Origin of the sequence: Maritalea porphyrae, assembly GCF_027213965.1 — a bacterium.
GTDB classification, from domain to species: Bacteria; Pseudomonadota; Alphaproteobacteria; order Rhizobiales; family Devosiaceae; genus Maritalea; species Maritalea porphyrae_A.
Genome location: NZ_JAPWGX010000004.1, coordinates 18,032 through 39,499 on the forward strand (window position 1 = coordinate 18,032; position 21,468 = coordinate 39,499).

The following is a 21,468-nucleotide window of genomic DNA, read 5'->3' on the forward strand; positions in this document are numbered from 1 at the left end:
TTATGATGGCACCGTGAAAAATATATTTCAAGCACAAAATTTTAAGCTTGAAGTATTTTTCATTTCGTGTCTGAATATGAAACGAAATTGGTGCAACCATGCTTGCCTTTGGAGTTGGTTTGCGCAACCAATAGGGAATGATCGATAGAATGAAGCAACCGGTGATATCAGATTGGGATGACGCATACTCCAATGGTGCTTACATTGAAGGGGCGGACGAGTTTCCGCCGCGTTGGGCAGCGCTGGCAGCGCAATATCGCGATGAAATGAGCGCTTCGGGTCAAGCGGAAATTGATCTTGCCTATGGCAAGTCCGAGCGTGAGCGTTTGGATTTATTCTTGCCCACATCAGCGCCAAAGGGCCTGGCCGTATTTGTGCATGGTGGCTATTGGATGGCGTTTGACAAGTCCACATGGTCGCATTTGGCAAAAGGGGCAGTGGACAATGGCTGGGCGGTTGCAATGCCCAGTTATACGCTTGCACCAGAAGCGCATTTAACACGGATGTCTGATCAAATTGCCCATGCGATTGAGTTCTGTGCGCAACGAGTTGCTGGACCAATTCGACTGTCTGGGCATTCGGCAGGCGGGCATTTGGTGACGCGCCAGATTTGTGAAAAGTCACCGCTAAAAACAAGCGTGCAGAAGCGAATTGAAAAGGTCGTTTCAATTTCAGGGCTGCATGATTTGCGCCCCTTGATGAAAACAAAAATGAATGAAAAGCTCGTTTTGGATGAAGATGAGGCGCTGGATCAAAGCGCGGCGTTGCAGCGGCCTGTCAAATATGCAGACTTGATGTGTTGGGTTGGGGGGAATGAGCGGCCCGAGTTTTTGCGGCAGAATAAATTGCTGGCGCAGATTTGGTCGGGATTTGGCGTTCTAACCGAATGGCACGAAGAACCGTCAAAGCATCATTTCAACGTTATTGATGATTTGGCGGACAAAAATTCTGAATTGGTTCAACAATTTGCACCGTGATCGCACTTGTGTAGAACGGTGTTTTAAGCTTGATATTTTAATATTGAAATATATTGAAAATCATGCACACTGAAATGGGATGAGAAGAGAGATAAGGGTTAGGGTTGAGCGAGAAACGAAATTGTTTTTCGCCTCAGCGAGTTCAACAAATGCACATAGGTCTGCGGCTACAGGCCAGTTCATTTCGCGTTGAGCTTTACAAAAGATACCACCTCGTTAGCTTTCTTTTTGATCGCGAAAACAGTTGCCAATTTTTGGTAACTTCTAATGGGAGGAATAAATGAGACATCTAAAGAAATTTGCAGTGAGCGCATTAGCGCTGACACTGGCAGCTTCGAGCATGGCTTATGCCGGGGGCGCAAAAATTGGCATGATCACCACTTTGTCTGGTGGTGGATCAGGCTTGGGCATTGATGTGCGCGATGGCTTTATGCTGGCAATCAATCAGTCCGACAATAAAGACGTTGAAGTTGTGATTGAAGATGACGCGCGTAAGCCTGAGTTGGCCGTGCAAATCGCCGATAAAATGATCCAAAGTGAAAAGGTCGATATTCTGACCGGCATTATTTGGTCAAACTTGGCGATGGCGGTTGTTCCGTCTGTTGTTGCACAAGGTAAGTTCTACTTGTCGCCAAACGCGGGTCCTTCTCAATTGGCTGGCAAAGGGTGCAATCCAAACTATTTTAACGTGGCTTGGCAGAATGATAATTTGCACGAAGCCATGGGCGCTTACGCAAATGCGGTTGGCTATAAAAACAGCTATATCCTTGCGCCAAACTATCCAGCGGGTAAAGACGCTTTGACTGGCTATAAACGCTTCTATGAAGGCGATTTGGCAGGTGAAGTTTACACCAAACTTGGCGCCACCGACTATGCGGCCGAAATCGCACAAATTCGTGCGTCTGGTGCGGACAGCGTGTTCTTCTTCTTACCAGGTGGCATGGGCATTGCGTTCATGAAGCAATATGCAGCTTCTGGTGTTGATATTCCGGTGCTTGGCCCTGCGTTCTCGTTTGATCAAGGCATTTTGGGTGCTGTTGGTGATGCGGCACTTGGCGTGAAAAACTCTTCACAATGGTCAAACGACCTCGACAATGATGCCAACAAAGCATTTGTTGCAAGCTTCCAAGAAGCATATGGCCGCTTGCCATCATTGTACGCTAGCCAAGGTTTTGACACGGCGAACTTGATCCTTTCAGCTCTTGATGGTGCTGATGTGAAGGATGCAGACGCCTTCCGAGCTGCGCTGAAAGTCGCTGAGTTTGATTCAGTACGTGGCGATTTCCGCTTCGGCAACAACAACCACCCGATCCAAAACATTTATGTGCGTGAAGTGGTGAAAGACGGTGATGTGTTGACCAACAAGATTGTTGGTTTGGCCCTAGAGCAACACACAGATGCATACGCACAAGAGTGCGGAATGTAACTTTGAACTTGCATGCGGGGCGCAAGGTGTCCCGCGTGTTTACCTTTAGGCTCTAGTCGGACGATTTCTCTATGACAGCTGCCCTTTTCTTCGAGCAATTGCTGAACGGTATGCAATTTGGCGTTACGCTATTTCTGATGGCGGCCGGGTTGACCCTAGTGTTCGGCGTGATGGGGTTGATCAATCTTGCCCATGGCTCGCTCTATATGATTGGCGCTTTTGCGTGCGCGGCGGTGGCCGCTGCAACGGGCTCTTTTTGGCTTGGCCTTGTTGCCTCTATTGTTGCTGCGGCGTTTGCTGGCGCGATTATTGAGGTGAGCGTTATCAGACGCCTTTACGATCGGGATCACTTGGATCAAGTTTTGGCGACTTTTGCGCTTATACTGATCATCTCTGAAGGCTGCCGCTTTGTGTTTGGCTCGTTCCCATTGTTTTTGGACGTGCCTGCTATTTTGGCGGGCCCGGTGATTTTGCCGGGTGGTTTACCCTATCCGATTTATCGTTTGTCGATCATCGTGGTTGGCGGATTGGTGGCGCTAGGGCTTTATTTGCTGATTGCCAAAACCCGACTTGGTATTCGCATTCGCGCAGGTGAAGCGGATCGCGAAATGATTGCGGCGCTCGGGGTTGATATCCGCACGCTCTATACAATCGTTTTTGCACTTGGCGCAGGGTTAGCCGGATTTGCTGGCGCTATGGTTGGTGCTTTGCAATCGGTGCAAGTTGGCATGGGGGAGCCTGTTCTGATCCTTGCCTTTGTGGTGATCGTGATCGGGGGCATTGGCTCCATCAAAGGCGCGTTGATCGCCTCTATCTTGGTGGGCGTCGTTGATACGCTTGGTCGTGTTTCACTGCCTTCAATGTTTGGGCTGTTTATGGACCCAAGCGCTGCTAGTTCAATCGGATCTTCAATCTCATCAATGCTAATTTATGTGTTGATGGCGGTTGTGTTGATTTTCAAACCAGAAGGGTTGGTATCGCAAAATGGCTAGCCTTTCTCGTGAATCCATTCTGAACATTTTCCTGACCCTTGCTATGGTTGCCCTGCCATTTGTCGCAACTGCAATTGACGAGCCGTTTTACATCACCCTTGCAACTCGGGTGGCCATTCTTGGCCTTGCTGGGGTCGGTCTGAACCTTGCCCTAGGCACCGGCGGACTTGTGTCGTTCGGCCATGCTGCCTTTTTTGGCGTTGGCGGATATGCCGCGGGTATTTTAGCCAGTCATGCGCTCAATTACACACCGATCATGGAAAGTCCTTTCTTGATTGAAGGCACCAACCAGATGTTGATCATTTGGCTGGTCGCAATCATAGCGTCAGGCATTGTCGCTTATCTGATTGGTTTGCTGAGCCTTCGTACATCTGGTGTTTATTTTATCATGATCACTTTGGCCTTTGCGCAAATGCTCTATTATTTTGCGATTTCTTGGCCAGCTTATGGGGGCGAAGATGGGCTGTCGATCTATGTGAGGAACGCCTTCCTGGGGGTGAATACGCTTGCGCCGCATGGCTTCTATTTCATCTGCCTTGGACTGTTGTTCGGCGGAATATTCCTGTCGGCTACACTGAAGAATTCGCGTTTTGGTGCGGCGCTTCAGTCTGCGCGGCAAAATGAGGAACGCTTAAGCGCGGTTGGTGTGCGACCGTTCAATATCAAACTTACCGCATTTGTGATTTCGGGGATGATGACAGGTCTTGCTGGGGCATTATTTGCTGATCTTAACCGATTTGTTTCCCCTTCAATGTTGTCTTGGCACATGTCTGGCGAGATTATGATTTTGGTGATTTTGGGCGGTGTTGGTCGGCTTTATGGGCCACTTGCAGGGGCAATCATCTATATCCTATTCGAGTTCATTTTTGGGGGCATGACTGAGCATTGGCAATTCTTCTTAGGCCTTGTGCTGCTGGGTGTGGTGCTGTTCGCACGAGGTGGTGTGATTGGCCTGATCGCTGGGAGGGCTCGCCATGACTAATCCAATTTTGGAGATCAAAAACCTCAAGAAAAGCTTTGGCGCGCTGAAGGCAACTGATGATGTATCGATTACCCTGAATGTGGGGGAAATCCACGCGCTTATCGGCCCCAACGGGGCTGGTAAATCGACACTGATCAAACAAATTTGTGGCGGGCTTTCATCGGACAGCGGTTCGGTGATTTTTAACGGCAAAGATTTGGCCGGACTTGATGTTGCTGAGCGCGCGCAGTTGGGGTTGGGGCGAACGTTCCAAATTTCTTCTGTGATTATGGAGTTTTCTGCGTTGCGCAATGTGATGCTGGCGGTTCAAGCGTTCAACGGGTCAAGCTTCCGGTTTTTCAAGAACGTGCGCAACGACAAAGTGCTTGTTGCGCGTGCAATGGAAATTCTAAGCCGCGTGGACCTTGAGAAGCGTGCTGAGATTAGTGCGGCAGAGCTGTCGCACGGCGAACGGCGGCAGCTTGAGATCGCACTTGCGTTAGCGCTTGAGCCAAAGGCATTTCTGCTTGATGAACCAATGGCGGGCATGGGGCCGGAAGGGTCAAAACGATTGATTTCCTTCCTGGATGAATTGCGCAAGGAAGCGCCAATCTTGCTCATTGAGCATGATATGGATGCGGTATTTTCGCTGGCAGATCGGATTTCCGTTTTGGTTTATGGCCGCGTTGTGGCATCTGGCACAGTGGATGAAATTCGCGCCAACCCGGCAGTGCGTGAAGCTTACTTGGGAGAAACCGCATGAGTGACCTCCTAACCATCGAAAACATTGAAGTGTTCTATGGCCCTTCGCAGGCCCTGTTTGGCGTTGATTTAAAAATGGGTGAGGGCGAAGTGGTGGCGTTGATGGGGCGCAACGGCATGGGCAAAACCACGACCATTCGCACGCTTTGCAGGATGTCCAAACAAAAGGCGGGGCGCATTCAATTCGCGGGCCAAGACATTGGCAATTTGCCCTCGCATAAGGTTGCGCAATTGGGCGTTGGTTTGGTGCCTGAAGGGCGACGCTGTTTTGCCAATTTAACGGTTGAAGAGAACTTGCTGGCCGCCGCGCGTGGAACTGAGTGGACCCTTGCGCGGGTCTATGAATTGTTTCCTCGATTGGAAGAACGCCAAACCCAGTTGGCCAACACACTTTCGGGTGGGGAGCAGCAAATGCTGGCCATTGGCCGAGCATTAATGACTAATCCAAAACTATTGGTGTTGGACGAAGCCACCGAAGGGCTGGCACCGGTGATCCGCGAAGAGATTTGGCAGGCGGTGCGCGAGCTTAAGGCAACGGGCCAGTCGATATTGATCGTTGATAAAACATTGGCGGAACTGCTGCCCATTGCTGATCATTGTGTGATTTTGGAGCGCGGACGTACTGCTTGGGCAGGCACGCCTGATGCACTGACGCCTGAGCTTGCTGATCGGTATTTGGGGGTTTGATGGTGGCAACTTATTCGCTAGAGCAACCAGTGATGTTTCAGCATTGTGATCCGGCGCAGATCGTTTTTTATCCGCGCTATTTTGAAATGGTCAATGCAACGATTGAGACATGGTTTGACCGTGTTGCAGACTATTCCTATTTGACCATGTTCAACCAAGCCCACAGCGGCGTGCCTACAGCGGCTATTGAAGCGCGGTTTCATAACCCGAGCCGTTTGGGCGATATTTTGCTTTGGACGCTGCAGGTGACAAAGCTTGGTAAGTCGAGCATCAGTTTTGCAATTGAAGCCCATTGCGGGGCAGAAAAACGAATGAGTGCATCAACAACCCTTGTGCATATTGATGGTGCAAAGGGCAAATCCGCGCCGTGGCCAGATCTGGCGCGGGTAAACATTTCAAACTTTATGGAAAAAGAATAATGGCGAATATCAGTTTACACCCAGAAGGATGGAAACCAGCAAAAGGCTATGCCAATGGCGTGGTGGCTGAAGGACGTACAATTTATGTGGGCGGACAAATTGGCTGGACCGCCAACCAAGTGTTTGAAACCGACGATTTTATCGAACAGATGCAACAAGCACTTCGCAACATTGTGGATGTTGTGCAAGAGGCAGGTGGCGAGCCAAAAGATATTGTGCGCTTGACTTGGTTTGTGACGGACAAGAAAGAATATCTCGCCAAGCAAAGCCAAGTGGGCAAGGCCTATCGTGACGTGATGGGGTACAACTTCCCAGCAATGACGATGGTCGTGGTGGCGGACTTGATTGAAGATCAAGCTAAAATTGAGATTGAAGCAACGGCTGTTTTGCCTGCTTAATCTAGTTGCGCTTTGCTTTTAGACAAGGTTTGGTTTGGCGTTTCGCCAAATGCCTCACGGTATTCCTGCGCGAAGCGTCCTAGGTGTTGAAATCCCAAATCGAGCGCGATTTGCGTGACAGTTTGATGAGCGGTGGCAGCTAGCAATAAGTGCCGGGCCCATCGCAATCTTTCTAGCCGCAGCATTTGCATGGGCGTGAGATTGTAGGCTGCTTTAAAACTATATTGCAGCGCCCGAGGCGACGCGCCAGCGGCGCGGGCGATATCGTCCAAGGTGAGTTCCAACTCAAAATTGGCTTTTATTATATCCATTGCTTTGCGTATTTGTCCGCTCGCCAGTTCTGGCGGGCGCGCATCAAAAAAGCACTGAACATTGCTTGGTGCGGCTTCAAGCAATTCAATAATCATTTCAGAGCTGGTGGTGGGAGTTATGCCCCTGTCTGCATCGCGGAACATGTTGCGCAACCGCTGCCGCCACAAGCTGAGCTGTTGAGCTTTCATGCGAATGGTGGGTTCGAAACGAATTGGTGCGCTGAGTTGGCGTCCCAAAAACTGCTCGGCCTCTTTTTTCACCCGGCGCGCATCAACCTGCACCAGCAGCATTTCGCAGTCCGCATGCCACACCATTTGTGTTTTCAGGTCTGGGTTTAGGATGGTGGCAAAATCTGGCGAGCTGTCTACGGTTTGGTTGCCATTGCGCACGGTTGCCCCGCCCCGCAAAGGGATTTGAATGAGGTAGAATTGATCGAGTTCGCCGGGTTTGATCTCCACCTTGCCGCCATAGCGCATATAGTTGAAAGAGAGGTCGCCCGCGGCCACATGATTGTGCACAGCGTCGAGTTTTTCGTCACCCGACATCATGTCCAATTTGTGGGCGCAATATTTGCGCGCAACCATTTCGCGCGCACAATCAAGGTCGCTCGAACGAAACAGCCGATATTTTGCCAGTGGCTCGTGGACAACAGGCTTGCTTAACCAAGCGCTGTCTTCGCACTTTTGCGTTTTCTGGATAGACTCCTCCCCGTATATGTCTTTTAGTTTAGGCATAAAATAAAAATGATGCAATCGGCGAGGAGGAGGGGACGATGGCACTCAAGAAAAAGGTCGCGGTAATTGGCGCGGGCGTGAGTGGTTTGGCGACAGCCAAAACGTTCAAAGAGAAGGGTCATGATGTAACAGTGATCGAACGCAGCCACGATTTGGGCGGTGTTTGGGAATTGTCACGCTCTTACCCTGACGTGCAAACACAAAGCCCGAAAGATCTTTATCGATATACCGATAAAGCGATGCCGGACGATTATCCTGAATGGCCCAAGGGTCCGCAGGTGCATGCCTATTTGGATAGTTATGCAAAAGATTATAATTTGCGGGATCTTATTCGTTTTAACACCAGTGTTTCAGGCATGGCACGACGTGCAGATGGAGCGCCAGGTTGGACCCTTTCTGTTGTTGATGAAAGTGGGAAGGAAACGGAAGAAGATTTTGATTTTCTTGCGGTTTGCACCGGGCAATTCAGCGAAAAGAACATCCTAACACACCCGGGCCAAGAAGCGTTTGAGGCCCAGGGTGGGCAGGTGATGCATTCGTCTGAATATACGGACCCTTCGATTGTTGAAGGCAAGGACGTTACCGTGCTTGGCTTTTCCAAGTCTGCCACGGACATTGCGGTTAATGCGGTGAAGCAAGGCGCGAAGTCGGTAAATATTATTTATCTGCAAAGCGTTTGGCGGGTGCCCTATTTCATTGGTGGGCTGATCAACTTTAAGCGCATCCTTTATATCCGTAAGCAGGAAGACATGTTCCCAAAATGGGGCATGAACCCGATGCAAAAACTGGCGCATGCCATAGGAAAGCCGTTCGTTTGGGCAAATTGGCGTGGGTTGGAGGCTTTGCTGACCATTCAGTTGAAGCTGAACAAAACTGGCTTGAAGCCGGACATTAAGATCGAAGACGAGATCAATTGTTCGGTGCCAATTGTAACGCCCGGACTGTTCGACATGATAGCGGACGGGCGCATTAAAGCGACCAAAGGCACCTTCAAAGAATATGATGGGGACAGTGTTGTTCTAACCGGTGGCGAGCGGGTGAAAACAGACTTGGCCATTCAAGCGGTCGGGTGGAAATTGGGCGTGCCATTTTTGCCGGATGAATATCAGCAAAAACTGATTGAGGAAGATGGCCAGTATCGGCTTTATCGCATCATCGCAAATCCTGATTTGCCGGATATGGGCTTTGTTGGGTTCAACTCCTCATTTTGTACGGTGCTATGTGCCGATTTGGCCGCAAACTGGTTGGTGCGCTATGCGGACGGCAAGTTGGCAAAGCAACCAACGCCAGGCGAAATGCACAATAACATCGACATGATGCTCAATTGGAAGCGCAACGAAAAACCTTCCGCCAAAGTCTATGGTGGGCTGTGTGTCGCGCCGTACCATTTCGCGCATTTTGACGAGTTGCTCGACGATATGGGCGCGAAGAAGCGTCACCGCAACCCGATTGCGGAAAACCTCGCGCCGCCAAATGCGGATGCCTATCGCGAGTTTTTGAATTCGACCCCGGACTACAGAGTTAGCTAGCGGGCCGAACTTTCGCCGCCGCGTGACGACAAAATGCGGCGGCACTTAAAAACCTAAATGGAGAGAGAAGATGGATATGACACCCGGCATTACGCCGAGCGGTGAGGGCATTTCTGCGCTCAAATGGAACATATTGGGACAAACCTATATTCCAAAACTGCTTTCAGAAAATACGTTCATTTGGCATGCATTGTTGCCAGCAGATAGCTTCGTGCCGCCGCACATTCACCCCACCCAAGATGAGTGGATCACCCTGTTAGACGGTGAATTAGAGTTGGCATTTGGCGACGAAATTTTGACAGCACGTGCTGGTGATACGGTGCGCATGCCAATGGGGATTGCCCACGGAATCACCAATAAATCAGGCAAGGATGCCAACTGCTTCTTTGGCGTTGCGCCAAGCCGCAAGCTGTTTGATTTGTTTAACGCGTTGCACGATTTGGGGGATCCTGAAGAAGTTGTGCGTCTATCTGCATTACACGAGGTGAATTTCCTTCCCCCGCCAGCAGAGTAGATACTTTCATTCCTAACCCCATTAGATGGGCGGGGGCATAGCCGGTCTCCGCCCTTTTGTAGGACAAAAGGAATTCTGTTGTAAAAGAGAGTATCACCATATAGTGCTGCCTCGAACTGAATACTGATAATACGGCCCAAGTAAGGCGTTGGTTTCTAATGGAGCAGCTTGAAAAGCTATACGATTGTGCTGAGCGACATTTGGTGGATAGCTTTGATTGGCCGGCGTTTTCCCATGCGTTTTCAGAAGCATTCGCGGCCGAATTTTCTCTTTATTGTACATTTGGCGACGGCCTGAATTCGGGTGCAGACGAATATAAAATTTACGCCACGTCTGACACCGCGTGTGTAACTGATTTTTTTGAAAACGGTTTTTATCAAATCAGGCCAATGCATGAGGAAGACTTGGCGCCGCTAGAGCCACATCGGCGAACAGACTATGTATCCGATGAGCAAGTAAAGGAACTTGGACCCTTTTATTCATTTATGCAAAAGCACGACGTTTTCTATTTGATGATTTCGCCTGCGATCATGCCAGATGGTTCGTTGTTATCGCTTGTTGTCTGGCGCGGCGAAAAAATGCGTGACTTTGACGATCTTGAGAAACAAAGGCTTGCCCTTTTCTTGAGATATATCGTCGCATTGATACGTAAACAGGAACTTGTGGCGCCAAATATTGAAGCTCGGTTGGTCAGCTTTGGAAAGAAACACGGGCTAACCGCGACAGAGACCGAGATTTTGGGCGGGTTATTGGCTGGCCAGTCACTTCGTGAATTTGCCGCTTCGAGTAATCGTACTTATGCAACGGTACGCTCACACGTGAAGACGATATTGAGCAAATGTCACGTCAATAGTCAGGTGGGTTTGCTCAGAGAATTCTATTCATTGATTGAAAGATGATAGCTGAAGAACGGGTGAAAATGGACTGCCGCGACTTTTCAGGCCGCGACAGCCTTGTGTAACTAACCTAGCAGCAAACTCGGTAACCACAGGACGATGCCTGGGAAGGCAATCAGCACGGCGATTGTGATCGCGTCGGCCACAAAGAATGGTGATGCGCCGCGGAACACGTCTTGTACTGAAATGTCCGAACGAACGCCCGCGACCACAAAACAATTGAGACCAATGGGTGGGGTGATCAGACAAAGCTCTGCCATTTTTACTACAATAATCCCAAACCAGATCGCACAGCCCCAACCGCTCATGCCAAAGGCACTGTCGGCTGCGGTGACGTCCATGCCGCCATTCAGAGCCATTACGGCAGGGAACACAACGGGTAGGGTTAAGAGCAGCATGCCAATGGCATCCATGAACATGCCGAGTATGGCGTAAGCGCACAGGATTAGGATCAAGGTGACCATTGGATTTTGTTCAAGGGTTACAATCCAATCCGAGAACGCGCCGGGTAGGTCGGCAAAACCCAAGAAGCGTACAAAGATCAATACGCCCCAAATGATGGTGAAAATCATCACGGCCAATTTGCCCGTTTCCATCAAAGCATCTTTGAACTGTGGCCATCGCATACCGTGGATCAGTGCCATGACAAAGATCACGAACGCGCCGATTGCTCCGCCTTCGGTTGGTGTGCCCCAAGCATCACCACCAAATGGATTGTAGATGAAGCAAATGATGATGATGACCACAAAGAAGATGGGAAATGCTGGCGGCAATGACTTGAACCGTTCACTCCAAGAGAAACCCCGAACCGGTGGCCCGAGATTTTTGTTGAAGGTTGCCATCAAAACAACCAGCCCGCCGTAAATGAGTGCGGAAACAGCGCCCGGTAAGAAGCCGGCCAGAAGCAATGCGCCCACATCTTGCTCGACGATAATTGCGTAAATGACCAAAATCGCTGATGGAGGAATGAGCGAGGCCAATGTGCCGCCAGCCGCCACAACACCTGCGGCAAAACGCTTGTCGTAGCCGATTTTAAGCATTTCAGGGATTGCGATACGGGCAAACACAGCGGATGTGGCAACCGAAGCACCAGAAACGGCCGCAAAGCCAGCGGTAGCAAATACGGTTGCAACCCCCATGCCGCCCGGTAGCCAGCCAACCCAACGTTTTGCCGCTTCAAACAATGCCTTGGTGAGGCCTGCGTAGTAGGCGAGATATCCAATGAGGATAAATGTCGGGATAAGCGATAGGGCTTGTGACGACACTTTTGAGTGTGGCACTTGCCCAGCGGTTTTGGTGGCAACTTCAAGGGCCCAGAAAAACTGGTTGGGGTCATAGCCCTTCTTGGACCAGAAAATCCAAATCAGACCTGTAAGGCCGGCGAGGGCCGCCGCGAATGCTACACGAACGCCGATCAAAACCATGATAAGCAGCAGCCCAGTGACCACGAGACCAATATCAATTGAACTCATTTTGCTGTCTCCTCATCATCAAAGCCTGAAACGTGCTCAGCTTCACGTGCGGCTTGGGTTGCTGCATCTTCGATTAGGGGAACCGCAACGGGTTCTAATGTGCCGGTACGCAATGCCCTTCCATAGCCCCAAAGTTGTATGAGTAGGCGGAGTGAAAGGATGAAGAAGGCAAATGGGGCGAGCAGTTTTGCGGGCCAAAGCGGAATGCCAATGTCCATTGATGAATCGCGGCTCCACATGGGGGCAGCAAAATCGAAAGAACGAGCAAAGTGAGCCCAAGACCCCCACATTAACAAAAGCATCAGAAGTAGCATTACTAGTGTTGAAATGAACTCGGCGGTCCAAAGCGCTCGGCCTGTTAGCCGACCAACCAAAATGTCCATGCGAATGTGCCCACCAACGCGTTGGGTATAGGCCACACCGACAAAAGCTATAAGCGGCATTGCCTGTTCAATCCAGTCCACATATCCAGGCAATGGTCGATTGAAGAAATTGCGACCACCAACCGATGCAACTGCCATGAGCATGAGTGAAAAGACGGCAAGGCCGCCAATAAAGGCGAGAACGCCTTCGAGTTTGAACAGCTCGCGATCAAATCTTGATAGCCAACTATCGTCGGTTAGAACAGATGAAGCACCTGCCATTTTAGTCTCCCCCAGTTTGAAGTATTCGCTTCAAATCCAGTTTAGATAAAATTCACCCGGCGTCACGCTTTGATATGGCGCGGCCGGGCGAACTTAAATCAGGTTGCTTAGTTTGCTAGTGTTGAAAGCACGAGGTCGAGCAGCTCTTGTGCTGGCAGACCTTTTGCGTTGTTGTCGTCAACCCAAGCTTGAGCAATGCCACCAGCTGCAGAACGGAAAGCTGCGAGCTCTTCGTCTGAGTAGGTAATCTGCTCGATGCCACGTTCTTCAAGCGCTGGGCCCCAAGCTGCCATTGTTGCATTGTTGTAGTTGTCGACGTAGTGGCCAAGTGCTTCTGGAATTGAGCTTAGAAGTGCTTCACGGTGTGCATCAGACAAGCCGTTCAATGCATCTGTGTTGGCAACAACTGGGCAGTTGACGGTGCCCGGGTTCAAGTTGGTGGTCCACCACTTGCCGCTTTCGATGGTGCCATAAGACATGTGAGCGTGTGGTGCGAATGAAACAGCTTTCACAACGCCTGAATCAAGTGCTTGGCGTACTTCGGTTGCTGACATTGAGTTTGGAACTGCCATTACAGATTCCATCGCACGGCCAATACCGCCAGTTGCGCGAACTGTCATGCCTTCAAAATCGGCAACGGTGCGTGGCGCATCGCCGACACCAACAAAGTTATATTGTGGCAAAGGAGATGGCATCAAAAGCGTTGCATTCCAACGGCCCAAGTCTTTTTGTGTTGCTGGGTGGTTGTAAACGGCCATCGATGCTGCAATTTCAGCTTCCAACGAGCTTACGCCAAGGAAAGGCAGTTCAAGAACGGTGATTGAGGGGTTTTTGTCTGCGTGGTAGCCCGCGCAGAATTGTGCCATTTCAAACGCGCCAATGGAAATGCCGTCAAGGTTTTCCCGGTTTTTGGATAGGCCGCCATATGATAGGTTTAGCGTGAAATCACCGCCGGTTTTTTGAGAAACCAACTCAGCTAATTTTTCAACGTGCTCAGTGAAAGCGCGACGTTTGCCCCAAAGCGAAACATTCCATTCGACAGCCATTGCTTCTGCAGCAAAGCCAAATGTTAGCGTGGTTGCGACAGCAACCTTAAAGATCGTTTTCATAATTTCCTCCCAAAAGAATCCCAAACCCGAACCAAATGGATCGTGTTGAAAGCTATCCTACCGATTGGGCGAGTTTTGCCTATGAAGAAAACTGCGTAGGCGCGCGCAAGACCCCTTGCGGAAATCCGCAGGGTGGTTTTTTAGTCTAGAGCAATTCGTCTTTGTTCAAATTTAGTTTTACAATTTTCTCGTTGAGCGTGCGCCTGCCAATCCCCAAGGCTTCAGCGACCGCGTCCATTTTTCCCTTATGCGTGCGGATCGCTTTGGCGATGAGCGAACGTTCGAAAGCGGCAACAGCTTCGCGCAAAGTTTCGGGCACGTCGCCCATATCGTTTTGCACGCGCAAGGCCTCAGTTACGGTGCCACCGCCTCGGCGAGATGCAAGGACCAATCGTTCAGCCACATTGCGTAGTTCGCGCACGTTGCCCGGCCAATCATGGGCGATCAGTACGGCCATGTCCTCTGCGGTGACCTCAGGGATTTCGGTTTCGTAAAGCTCTGCGTAATTTTGCAAGAAATGTTCGAACAACAAAGGAATATCATCACGCCGAGACCGCAGGGTTGGCAGGTCGATCACCACGTTGTTCAACCGAAAATAAAGGTCAGAACGAAACCGTCCTTCTTCGATCGCTTGGTCTAGAGGTTCATTTGATGCGGACACGATGCGCACATCCACTGTAATGGGTTTGTACGCGCCTATGGGCAGGACTTCGCGCAATTCGATTGCACGCAACAACTTGGCTTGAACATCAAGAGTGCACGTACCTATTTCATCCAGAAATAAAGTGCCCCCTTCGGCTTGGCGAAAAAGGCCCTGTGTTTTGTCTTTTTCTCCAAAAACACGTTGCTCAAATCCGTCCGCTGCGATGTTGGCGCAATTGATGGCAAGGAATGGGCCATTGGCCCGTTCAGACAGATTGTGTAACGCGCGCGCAACAAGCTCCTTACCCGTGCCCGTTTCACCCAATATAAGCGCTGCGGCGTGGGCGGAGGAAAAGTCCAACACACTTTCGCGCACCGATTGCAGAAGTTCAGATTTTCCCAGTAAGACCCGGTCCAGGCCAGACAAGGTGGCCAATTGGTTGCGCAAACGTTCTGCATCCTTGGACAGGCGATGCTTTTCAGCGGCATTGCGCAAAATGGTTAGAAGCCTTTGTGGATCGAATGGTTTTTCCAAGAAGCTATAGGCGCCATCGCGCATGGCTTGCACAGCGGTTGGGATATCGCCATGGGCGGAAATTAAAACGATCGGCAATTGCGCAACGCCTGATTTCTCGTTCAATAGGTCGAGCCCAGATGTTTTGGGCATGCGCACATCTGACAGAATTACGTCTGGCACGAAAGCGGCGACCTTGTCGGCAACAGATGTTGCGTCAGCAAGCGCCTGTGTTTCCCAACCAGCGGCCCCCATCAAGTGCGTCAACGACTGACGCATTTCCTTATCGTCATCGATAATGATGGCACGAAAATTGGCGCTTTTGGCTGTTGGTGACAATGATTGTTCCTTAAGTCAGGGGCAATTGAACGGTGAATTTTGCACCTATTTCACAATCGATGGCGCTGAGCAATCCTTTGTGTTCACGAACAATGGCAGCAGAAATGGCCAAACCAAGTCCCATGCCTTCACCTGAAGGTTTGTTGGTGTGAAAGGGTTCTTGCAGTTGTTCGATGCTTTGTCCCCGCAGCCCATGGCCCCAGTCGCGTACGGAAATTTTTATCGCCCCATCGTGTAAAACGGCGCGAATTTCGATGCGTTTACTTTGCAGGTCTTGCAGAGCAGCGATTGCATTGCGGATCAAGTTGACCAGCACCTGTTCCAATCGTTGGCGCATGCCGCTGATTGCTGGCAAATCCTTTGGTACAATGACGTGCAAGTCGATATGTTTGTTCGAAAGGTCGTGTTTTGTGAGGCCGACCGCACCGTCGATCAGGTCGGCAATATCGATCGTCTCGGTGTTATTATCACCGGGCATTGAAAAGAACTTTAGTTCCTTTGTTATGTTCTCCATGCGCCGCACAAGTCCGTTGAGGTGGTCAATGACACCGCCGGGCTTATGGCCGCTGGAAATTTCCTCTGCTGCAAGGTAGTTGCGCATAGCGGAAATGGGCTGCCCTAACTCGTGGGTGATAGAGGCGGCCAATTGGCCAAGTGCGGCCAATTTGCTTGTGCGTGCCAATTCGGATCTTGTTTGTTCGAGACGAATTTCTGTTGCCTTGCGTTCTTCTATTTCAACGATCAGTTTTTGCCGGTCATCGTGTGAGGCTTTTAGCGCGCGCTGGAGTTGATTTGACCTAAAGGTGATAAAACCAATGCCCATGGCGGCCATAACAATTGTGGCCAGAATGATCACAAACCAGGTGCGCTCAAAAAGGGTAGATGTTGGCTTGATGTACCAAAGGGTCCAGCCTTGTTGTTCGACATCTTTATTGGCGTAGAGATATGTTGTTCCATCGAGCAGGACTTCGCTATCGGGGCGCAGTTCCCAATTTAACGGTAGCAATTCTTGTTTGCCGAATTGTTGCTTGTTTTGAATGGCGATGCGTTGGTTTTCGCTTAGGTCCGTTGTGGCGTGATAGCGCCATTGATCTGAAGTGGCGAAGACGACGATACCCTCTTTGTTGGTGACCAAAATATCGTCACCAGAAGCGGCCCAAGCGCCTGTGAGTTCACTCAGCGCGATCTTTAGAGCCACCACTCCAATTGCATTTCCACTTTCATCACTGACCGCGTTGCCGATGAAGTATCCAGGTGTGAAAGTGGTCGCGCCAATGGCGAAAAACTCGCCGCGCTTGCCAGCCATTGCGTCCTTAAAGTACGGACGAAAACCGTAGTTTTTGCCCAAGAAATTGATCTCTTGGGCATAGTTGGAGGCAGCGATTGTCCACCCGTTTTCATCCATGACGTAGATGGCTTCGGCTTTAGAGCGGTGGGCAAAATCTTCAAGTCGTTGGTTAAGCCCGTCAACCTCGCCCCGGGACAAAGCGCGCACAACCGCTGGGTCCTGCGCGACAATAAAGGGCAGATGCTCTAGGCGCTCAAGCGCACTCAACAAAGTGGAGTGATAAAGTTGCGCGCGGCCTTCTGCCCGCTCTAATTCAACCGCTTTGAAAACAGAAAACGAAGCGAAAAACAGCGTAAGAAGTCCACCAAGTAGCAACGCCGCAAAGAGCGCAGTGTAAAGGATTGTCTTGGCTGGTGTGCGTCTATTGTGTTCGCCGTTGCTCATTTTTGGAGCTTGAAGCCCATATTTGCCATTTGTCAAATCAATCAAGACTTAAACGATCAAACTGGAGAGCAGATCGTTTTCTGTTATGTCCTGAAAACCAAAATCACCTTCAATCAATTTGGCCTTCAGAGCCTCAAAGTTAGCTGGATCATTGGTTTCAATGCCCATCAGAACTGTACCAAAGTTGCGCGCAGATTTCTTGAGATATTCAAAACGCGCAATATCATCGTGTGGCCCGAGCATATTGAGGAAGTCTTTCAGTGCACCGGGGCGCTGGGGCATGCGCAAAATGAAGTATTTCTTGAGGCCAGAATATTTGAGCGCCTTTTCTTTGACTTCGGGCAGTCGCTCAAAATCAAAGTTACCTCCCGACGTGACGCAAACGATGTTTTTGCCGTTTAGTTTTTCGGGGGGAAGCGCGGACAGCACGTCAATGGAAAGAGCGCCAGCGGGTTCTAACACCATGCCTTCTATGTTGAGCATTTCAACAATGGTGGCGCATAGGCGATTTTCAGGCACCAAAGTCACGATGTCGGCTGGCAAATGCTCGAGCATTTCAAAATTAAGGGCACCAACTTGGGCGACTGCAGCACCGTCGACAAAATTGTCGATTGCCTGAAGCTTCACGCGCTTGCCTTGCTGCAAGCTGGTTTTTAAACTGGGCGCGCCCTGCGGTTCAACCAAAAGGATTTCGGTTTTTGGCGACGTATGGGTCAGGTAGGCGGTTACCCCTGCAGCGAGGCCACCCCCGCCCACGGGCATGATGATCAGATCAAGCGGTTCGCCATCCAACTGCTCGAGAATCTCATGCGCTATAGTGGCCTGACCTTCGATAATATCGGCATGATCAAACGGCGGCACCATGAGGGCGCGTTGCTCATCAGCGAACGAAAGAGCCGCGCTATAACATTGATCAAAAATATCACCGATCAATTTGATTTCAATGTTGGCGCCGCCAAACGCACGGGTTTTGTCGATTTTTTGTTGCGGTGTGGTGACGGGCATGAAGATGGTGCCCTTGACGCCAAAGTGCGCACAACAAAAGGCAAATCCTTGCGCGTGATTGCCCGCAGAAGCGCACACAAACGCGCCCTTGTGTTCAGGATTTTCGTCCAGGGCCTTTGAGATGAAATTGTACGCGCCGCGCAGCTTATAGGAGCGCACCGGGGTTAAGTCTTCTCGCTTGAGATAGATGTTGGCGTCAAATTTTTGGCTGAGATAGACATTTTTTTGGCAGGGCGTTGCATCAAGGATCGAGGACATGCGTTCTTTTGCTGTGGCAACATTGTCGATGAAATTGGTCAATTTGTCTTCTCTTGGTGCAAGCGGTTTCGTTTGAATTTCTAGCACTACACCTGATCCTTGCTGGTGACAAACCGCAAAGGTGACGAATTGGTTCTACGACCAATTATGCATTTGGGTGAGGTCTGGTATGACAATATGTGTACTTGTTGAAGAGAGAGCTTGTCTTCATGCTGCAATATATCGGGGCAGGGGAAATCGGATATGGGCAACAAAGACGAGAGCATTGATGCGTTTGACGGCGAGTTGAGCGAAGACAGTTTTTTTGATCACACCTTGCGTGTGCCTATTCAGGAAGAAATTCACGCGCGGCTTATTCCCCCGCTTCAGGCGCCACTGCGAGCGCGGCGTATTGTTTTCTTGGTCGGTCGACAGGCAGATCAAATGGCCTATGTTAGCGCGCAATTGCACGGCTGGTGTGGTGAAGTGGGCATTGAGCCGCCCGATAAGAACTGGCGGCAGTTTTCTTTTTCGAATGAGCGCTATGATGTGACGTGGGAAGCGCACACCGAGTTTGTTACTTTGACCTGGTATGCACCGATAAATGACAAAAGCGCTAGACCTAAGGGAATTGGTCTTGAAGTCCTCAAGCAGTTTCCCATCATAACCGCCGCACGGATAGATGTTGTCGAGCGCAAAGAGATCTCACCGTCTGCCCTATTGGGATTTGAACCCAAAAGCTTGTGCTTGTCGCGCGTTGGCGTGGGCAATGCGCAAATTGGGACGGACTTTCAAACCGACGAAAATGGGTTCACGCGTTTTGAAATTGCAATCCATCAGCTTAGTTCTATCAAGACGGGCATTTTGGTGCGCCGGTTACTCGAAATTGATACCTATCGCACCATGGCGTTGGTTGGGTTGGCGGATGCACGAATTCAATCGCGCATAGTTGGGGGGCTAGAAACTGAGCTGAGTGCCTTGAATGAAGAAATTGGTTGTGTGTCGAGCATTGAAGACAGTAAGCGCATTATGGGGATGTTGCATTCTCTTTCGGTTCGCGCTGGGCAAAGCCTTGATGCGACGGCCTATCGATTTGCTGCCAGTCAAGCTTATGGTGACGTATTGCAAATCCGTTTGGACCGGATTGAAGAAGAGCAAAGTGAAAAACACACAACGATCACGCGTTATCTTTCGAACCGGGTGGACCCCGCGTTGGCAACCTGTCGCGCGACTGAAAAGCGGCAACGCTCGCTGAACAACAAGATAGCGCGGTCCATTCAATTGCTTGATGCGCGGATTAATGTGGATATGCAATCCCAAAGTCGAGAGGTTTTAAGTTCAATCTCGGAAACGGCAAAGAGCCAATATAAATTACAGTCAACTGTTGAAGGGCTCTCAACGATTGCTATTTCATATTATTCGCTTGGAATATTGGGGTATGTTTTGGCCGGGTTTGCTGACTATTTGCCCGTTTCAAAAACCATGATGCTTGGATTGCTCGCGCCGTTTGTTTTGTTGGCCAGCTGGTTTGGGATTCAAGCAATAAAGAATAGGCATAGGGCCGACTAATTAGTCTGCATTGGCGGCGGCCAAAATTGCATCCCATGCCAATTCCGATGCAATGGCACCAAGTGCGAAGGGTGCAAGGTTTGGGTCGCTGACTTGTTCTGTGCTTACAGCGTAAAAGACATCGCCATCAAACTCGGTATGGAAAGGTTGAATGCCCCTTGCCATTGAACTGTGGACTTGCTTTGCAACTTGGCTGAGCGCTTGGCGGGGCATACGTTGGTTGGTGACCATTAGTGTTAGCGTTGTATTGCCCTTGCCTGCCGGACCAGTGCCATTTGCATGTTCGTGCAGGTGAACGCGCTCGCCAGTTGTTGGGGCCAAATTGCCGCGCACCACTTTGCCTTGTTTGTTCACTATCGCACCCAATGGATTGAGGACAGTGGCAATGAAGATCTTGGTTTGACCAACTTGGCGAAAGGCTGCGCCTTGGCCCGTTCGCTCGCCTTCATATCCGGCTTCTGTAAGGCATTTTCCGGCGCTCGCACTAAAGCCTGCGCCGACATTTCCCTGTGCAATCAGGTTTGGTTTCGCCGCATTTAGAGCCGCGCGGCCCAGGGCCTTGTCGGGATAGACGGCATTTTCGCGAAAACGATAATCGTAGATAATGGCACCGGCCGCCAAAGCAATGTCTTGCCAATCGGTCGAATAGTTCGCTCGCTTGTGGATCTCAGCCCCAACGCCCAAAATCGCTTCTTGGCCATAAGCAGAGCCACCTGCAAAGCAGATGGCGTCCACTTCGGGATAATGGGTGCCTATAGCGCCAATTGCTCCGCCTCGACAGTCGGAGACCATCATTGCACGTTGTTCGAAACTGAACACGGTGCAACCTGTTTGGGCAGATGTGTAATCCGCCGTACCGATTTTAAGTTCTGGGAAATCAAACTTGAGGTGGCCACGATCATTTCGATTGGCTTCAATAGAAAGTTCAACAAGATCGTTGGTGATGGTCACGCGATTGCCTTTAGCCAGTTTTGGAGATCGATGATCATTTTGTGGTGACCAAGGATAGATTTTGGCACATCATTGTCACATTCCAGCACATGTGCCAAATCCGGCAACAAACAGATGGTCGCGCCGGCTTGAGAGAATTTTGCAAATCTGTCTTCCTCGAACCCTTTGTCCGCGGTTCCAATGCAAATGAATGATCTTTGCGCATTTGCCAATATCTCGTTTGATACCGCGTCGACCTTTGATGAGGGTGTCAACCACGCAAGGTTTGCCGTTGGCAAGAAACCCTGCTTAATCATATTGCCCATCAGGACTGTACCCAGCGATTTGCCGACAATGAGCAATTCGTCATGCTTGGGCAAATCTGCAATGGCATTGCCGATGGTGGTGGCATCGTCAGCCAATATGCTCATGATTTCGTCAAACCCGAAATCGCGAAACCCTTCAACCTTGTCATAAGCATAGTTGGCCCCCGCAATCGTATAGCCGTGGTCAATCAAGAGCTGGCGCGCGAAGAAAAACATGGGGTTTTTCAAGCGATAACCAACGCCTGGCAGCAATAAAGCCAAGCGCGATGCGCCTGCATTTTCCTCGCTGATATCGATTGTGAAGCTATGGTTTTTTCGTCCTGTGAGCGAGATAGACATGAT

21 protein-coding genes are annotated in these 21,468 nt (G+C 50.3%); 12 read left to right on the forward strand and 9 right to left on the reverse strand.

What is annotated here, in order from left to right; genetic code table 11:
• The first annotated feature begins 149 nt into the window (after positions 1-149).
• The 8 genes from O4H47_RS12925 to O4H47_RS12960 all read left to right on the forward strand — a co-directional run bounded on the left by O4H47_RS12925 (position 150) and on the right by O4H47_RS12960 (position 6,622).
• Positions 150-977, forward strand: coding sequence for an alpha/beta hydrolase (locus O4H47_RS12925; protein WP_269394413.1), 828 nt, complete (start codon positions 150-152; stop codon positions 975-977).
• A 280-nt stretch (positions 978-1,257) separates the two neighbouring features.
• Positions 1,258-2,403 carry an ABC transporter substrate-binding protein gene (locus O4H47_RS12930; RefSeq protein WP_269394414.1) on the forward strand — a complete coding sequence of 382 codons (1,146 nt, stop codon included), beginning with the start codon at positions 1,258-1,260 and terminating at the stop codon, positions 2,401-2,403.
• Positions 2,404-2,474: 71 nt separating this feature from the next.
• Positions 2,475-3,395 carry a branched-chain amino acid ABC transporter permease gene (locus tag O4H47_RS12935; protein WP_269394415.1) on the forward strand — a complete coding sequence of 307 codons (921 nt, stop codon included), beginning with the start codon at positions 2,475-2,477 and terminating at the stop codon, positions 3,393-3,395.
• Entirely contained in the window at positions 3,388-4,377 is a 990-nt protein-coding gene (locus tag O4H47_RS12940) for a branched-chain amino acid ABC transporter permease (protein ID WP_269394416.1), read from the forward strand. Before O4H47_RS12935 ends, O4H47_RS12940 begins: the two co-directional genes overlap by 8 nt.
• Complete coding sequence (locus O4H47_RS12945) at positions 4,370-5,119, forward strand: ABC transporter ATP-binding protein (RefSeq protein WP_269394417.1); 750 nt, start codon at positions 4,370-4,372, stop codon at positions 5,117-5,119. The genes O4H47_RS12940 and O4H47_RS12945 overlap by 8 nt, the downstream gene beginning before the upstream one ends.
• The gene (locus tag O4H47_RS12950) at positions 5,116-5,805 is read left to right on the forward strand and encodes an ABC transporter ATP-binding protein (RefSeq protein WP_269394418.1); all 690 of its coding nucleotides are present in this window, start codon (positions 5,116-5,118) and stop codon (positions 5,803-5,805) included. Before O4H47_RS12945 ends, O4H47_RS12950 begins: the two co-directional genes overlap by 4 nt.
• Complete coding sequence (locus O4H47_RS12955) at positions 5,805-6,224, forward strand: acyl-CoA thioesterase (RefSeq protein ID WP_269394419.1); 420 nt, start codon at positions 5,805-5,807, stop codon at positions 6,222-6,224. The genes O4H47_RS12950 and O4H47_RS12955 overlap by 1 nt, the downstream gene beginning before the upstream one ends.
• The gene (locus O4H47_RS12960; RefSeq protein WP_269394420.1) at positions 6,224-6,622 is read left to right on the forward strand and encodes a RidA family protein; all 399 of its coding nucleotides are present in this window, start codon (positions 6,224-6,226) and stop codon (positions 6,620-6,622) included. The genes O4H47_RS12955 and O4H47_RS12960 overlap by 1 nt, the downstream gene beginning before the upstream one ends.
• Here the strand turns inward: O4H47_RS12960 and O4H47_RS12965 are convergent.
• Complete coding sequence (locus O4H47_RS12965; RefSeq protein WP_269394421.1) at positions 6,619-7,518, reverse strand: AraC family transcriptional regulator; 900 nt, start codon at positions 7,516-7,518, stop codon at positions 6,619-6,621. The genes O4H47_RS12960 and O4H47_RS12965 overlap by 4 nt on opposite strands.
• Before the next feature lie 188 nt (positions 7,519-7,706).
• On the opposite strand from O4H47_RS12965, the gene O4H47_RS12970 reads away from it, so the two are divergent.
• The 3 genes from O4H47_RS12970 (at position 7,707) to O4H47_RS12980 (ending at position 10,610) form a co-directional block, all read left to right on the forward strand.
• Positions 7,707-9,197 (forward strand): flavin-containing monooxygenase, encoded by a 1,491-nt coding sequence (locus tag O4H47_RS12970; protein WP_269394422.1) that lies wholly within the window; start codon positions 7,707-7,709, stop codon positions 9,195-9,197.
• A gap of 70 nt (positions 9,198-9,267) precedes the next feature.
• A complete protein-coding gene (locus O4H47_RS12975; RefSeq protein ID WP_269394423.1) occupies positions 9,268-9,711 on the forward strand; it encodes a cupin domain-containing protein in 444 nt (147 codons plus the stop codon).
• A gap of 158 nt (positions 9,712-9,869) precedes the next feature.
• Complete coding sequence (locus O4H47_RS12980) at positions 9,870-10,610, forward strand: helix-turn-helix transcriptional regulator (protein ID WP_269394424.1); 741 nt, start codon at positions 9,870-9,872, stop codon at positions 10,608-10,610.
• 62 nt (positions 10,611-10,672) lie between these two features.
• Here the strand turns inward: O4H47_RS12980 and O4H47_RS12985 are convergent, their stop codons facing one another.
• From O4H47_RS12985 to ilvA, 6 genes are all read right to left on the reverse strand, one after another.
• A complete protein-coding gene (locus O4H47_RS12985) occupies positions 10,673-12,079 on the reverse strand; it encodes a TRAP transporter large permease (protein WP_269394425.1) in 1,407 nt (468 codons plus the stop codon).
• Entirely contained in the window at positions 12,076-12,723 is a 648-nt protein-coding gene (locus tag O4H47_RS12990) for a TRAP transporter small permease subunit (RefSeq protein ID WP_269394426.1), read from the reverse strand. Before O4H47_RS12990 ends, O4H47_RS12985 begins: the two co-directional genes overlap by 4 nt.
• 107 nt (positions 12,724-12,830) lie before the next feature.
• A complete protein-coding gene (locus O4H47_RS12995; RefSeq protein ID WP_269394427.1) occupies positions 12,831-13,832 on the reverse strand; it encodes a C4-dicarboxylate TRAP transporter substrate-binding protein in 1,002 nt (333 codons plus the stop codon).
• 145 nt (positions 13,833-13,977) lie between these two features.
• A complete protein-coding gene (locus O4H47_RS13000; RefSeq protein ID WP_269394428.1) occupies positions 13,978-15,327 on the reverse strand; it encodes a sigma-54-dependent transcriptional regulator in 1,350 nt (449 codons plus the stop codon).
• 10 nt (positions 15,328-15,337) lie between these two features.
• Positions 15,338-17,059 carry a sensor histidine kinase gene (locus O4H47_RS13005; RefSeq protein WP_269394429.1) on the reverse strand — a complete coding sequence of 574 codons (1,722 nt, stop codon included), beginning with the start codon at positions 17,057-17,059 and terminating at the stop codon, positions 15,338-15,340.
• Between the two features lie 48 nt (positions 17,060-17,107).
• The gene (gene ilvA / locus O4H47_RS13010) at positions 17,108-18,364 is read right to left on the reverse strand and encodes a threonine ammonia-lyase IlvA (RefSeq protein ID WP_269394764.1); all 1,257 of its coding nucleotides are present in this window, start codon (positions 18,362-18,364) and stop codon (positions 17,108-17,110) included.
• A 201-nt stretch (positions 18,365-18,565) separates the two neighbouring features.
• Here ilvA and O4H47_RS13015 point away from each other — a divergent pair, with 201 nt between their 5' ends.
• Positions 18,566-19,870, forward strand: coding sequence for a DUF3422 domain-containing protein (locus O4H47_RS13015; RefSeq protein WP_269394430.1), 1,305 nt, complete (start codon positions 18,566-18,568; stop codon positions 19,868-19,870).
• On the opposite strand, the gene O4H47_RS13020 is transcribed toward O4H47_RS13015, so the two are convergent.
• Together O4H47_RS13020 and O4H47_RS13025 are read right to left on the reverse strand one after the other, a co-directional pair.
• Positions 19,871-20,821, reverse strand: a complete 951-nt coding sequence (locus O4H47_RS13020) for a P1 family peptidase (protein WP_269394431.1) — start codon at positions 20,819-20,821, stop codon at positions 19,871-19,873.
• Positions 20,818-21,465: a hypothetical protein gene (locus tag O4H47_RS13025; protein WP_269394432.1), complete on the reverse strand. Its 648-nt coding sequence runs from the start codon at positions 21,463-21,465 to the stop codon at positions 20,818-20,820. Before O4H47_RS13025 ends, O4H47_RS13020 begins: the two co-directional genes overlap by 4 nt.
• Positions 21,466-21,468: the final 3 nt, after the last annotated feature.

Bases quoted from the DNA above. Each gene is read 5' to 3' on its own strand.
- O4H47_RS12925 (WP_269394413.1), top strand. From the start codon at position 150: ATGAAGCAACCGGTGATATCAGATTGGGATGACGCATACTCCAATGGT.
- O4H47_RS12930 (WP_269394414.1), top strand. From the start codon at position 1,258: ATGAGACATCTAAAGAAATTTGCAGTGAGCGCATTAGCGCTGACACTG.
- O4H47_RS12935 (WP_269394415.1), top strand. From the start codon at position 2,475: ATGACAGCTGCCCTTTTCTTCGAGCAATTGCTGAACGGTATGCAATTT.
- O4H47_RS12940 (WP_269394416.1), top strand. From the start codon at position 3,388: ATGGCTAGCCTTTCTCGTGAATCCATTCTGAACATTTTCCTGACCCTT.
- O4H47_RS12945 (WP_269394417.1), top strand. From the start codon at position 4,370: ATGACTAATCCAATTTTGGAGATCAAAAACCTCAAGAAAAGCTTTGGC.
- O4H47_RS12950 (WP_269394418.1), top strand. From the start codon at position 5,116: ATGAGTGACCTCCTAACCATCGAAAACATTGAAGTGTTCTATGGCCCT.
- O4H47_RS12955 (WP_269394419.1), top strand. From the start codon at position 5,805: ATGGTGGCAACTTATTCGCTAGAGCAACCAGTGATGTTTCAGCATTGT.
- O4H47_RS12960 (WP_269394420.1), top strand. From the start codon at position 6,224: ATGGCGAATATCAGTTTACACCCAGAAGGATGGAAACCAGCAAAAGGC.
- O4H47_RS12965 (WP_269394421.1), bottom strand. From the start codon at position 7,518: ATGGTTGCGCGCAAATATTGCGCCCACAAATTGGACATGATGTCGGGT.
- O4H47_RS12970 (WP_269394422.1), top strand. From the start codon at position 7,707: ATGGCACTCAAGAAAAAGGTCGCGGTAATTGGCGCGGGCGTGAGTGGT.
- O4H47_RS12975 (WP_269394423.1), top strand. From the start codon at position 9,268: ATGGATATGACACCCGGCATTACGCCGAGCGGTGAGGGCATTTCTGCG.
- O4H47_RS12980 (WP_269394424.1), top strand. From the start codon at position 9,870: ATGGAGCAGCTTGAAAAGCTATACGATTGTGCTGAGCGACATTTGGTG.
- O4H47_RS12985 (WP_269394425.1), bottom strand. From the start codon at position 12,079: ATGAGTTCAATTGATATTGGTCTCGTGGTCACTGGGCTGCTGCTTATC.
- O4H47_RS12990 (WP_269394426.1), bottom strand. From the start codon at position 12,723: ATGGCAGGTGCTTCATCTGTTCTAACCGACGATAGTTGGCTATCAAGA.
- O4H47_RS12995 (WP_269394427.1), bottom strand. From the start codon at position 13,832: ATGAAAACGATCTTTAAGGTTGCTGTCGCAACCACGCTAACATTTGGC.
- O4H47_RS13005 (WP_269394429.1), bottom strand. From the start codon at position 17,059: ATGAGCAACGGCGAACACAATAGACGCACACCAGCCAAGACAATCCTT.
- O4H47_RS13015 (WP_269394430.1), top strand. From the start codon at position 18,566: ATGGGCAACAAAGACGAGAGCATTGATGCGTTTGACGGCGAGTTGAGC.
- O4H47_RS13025 (WP_269394432.1), bottom strand. From the start codon at position 21,465: ATGTCTATCTCGCTCACAGGACGAAAAAACCATAGCTTCACAATCGAT.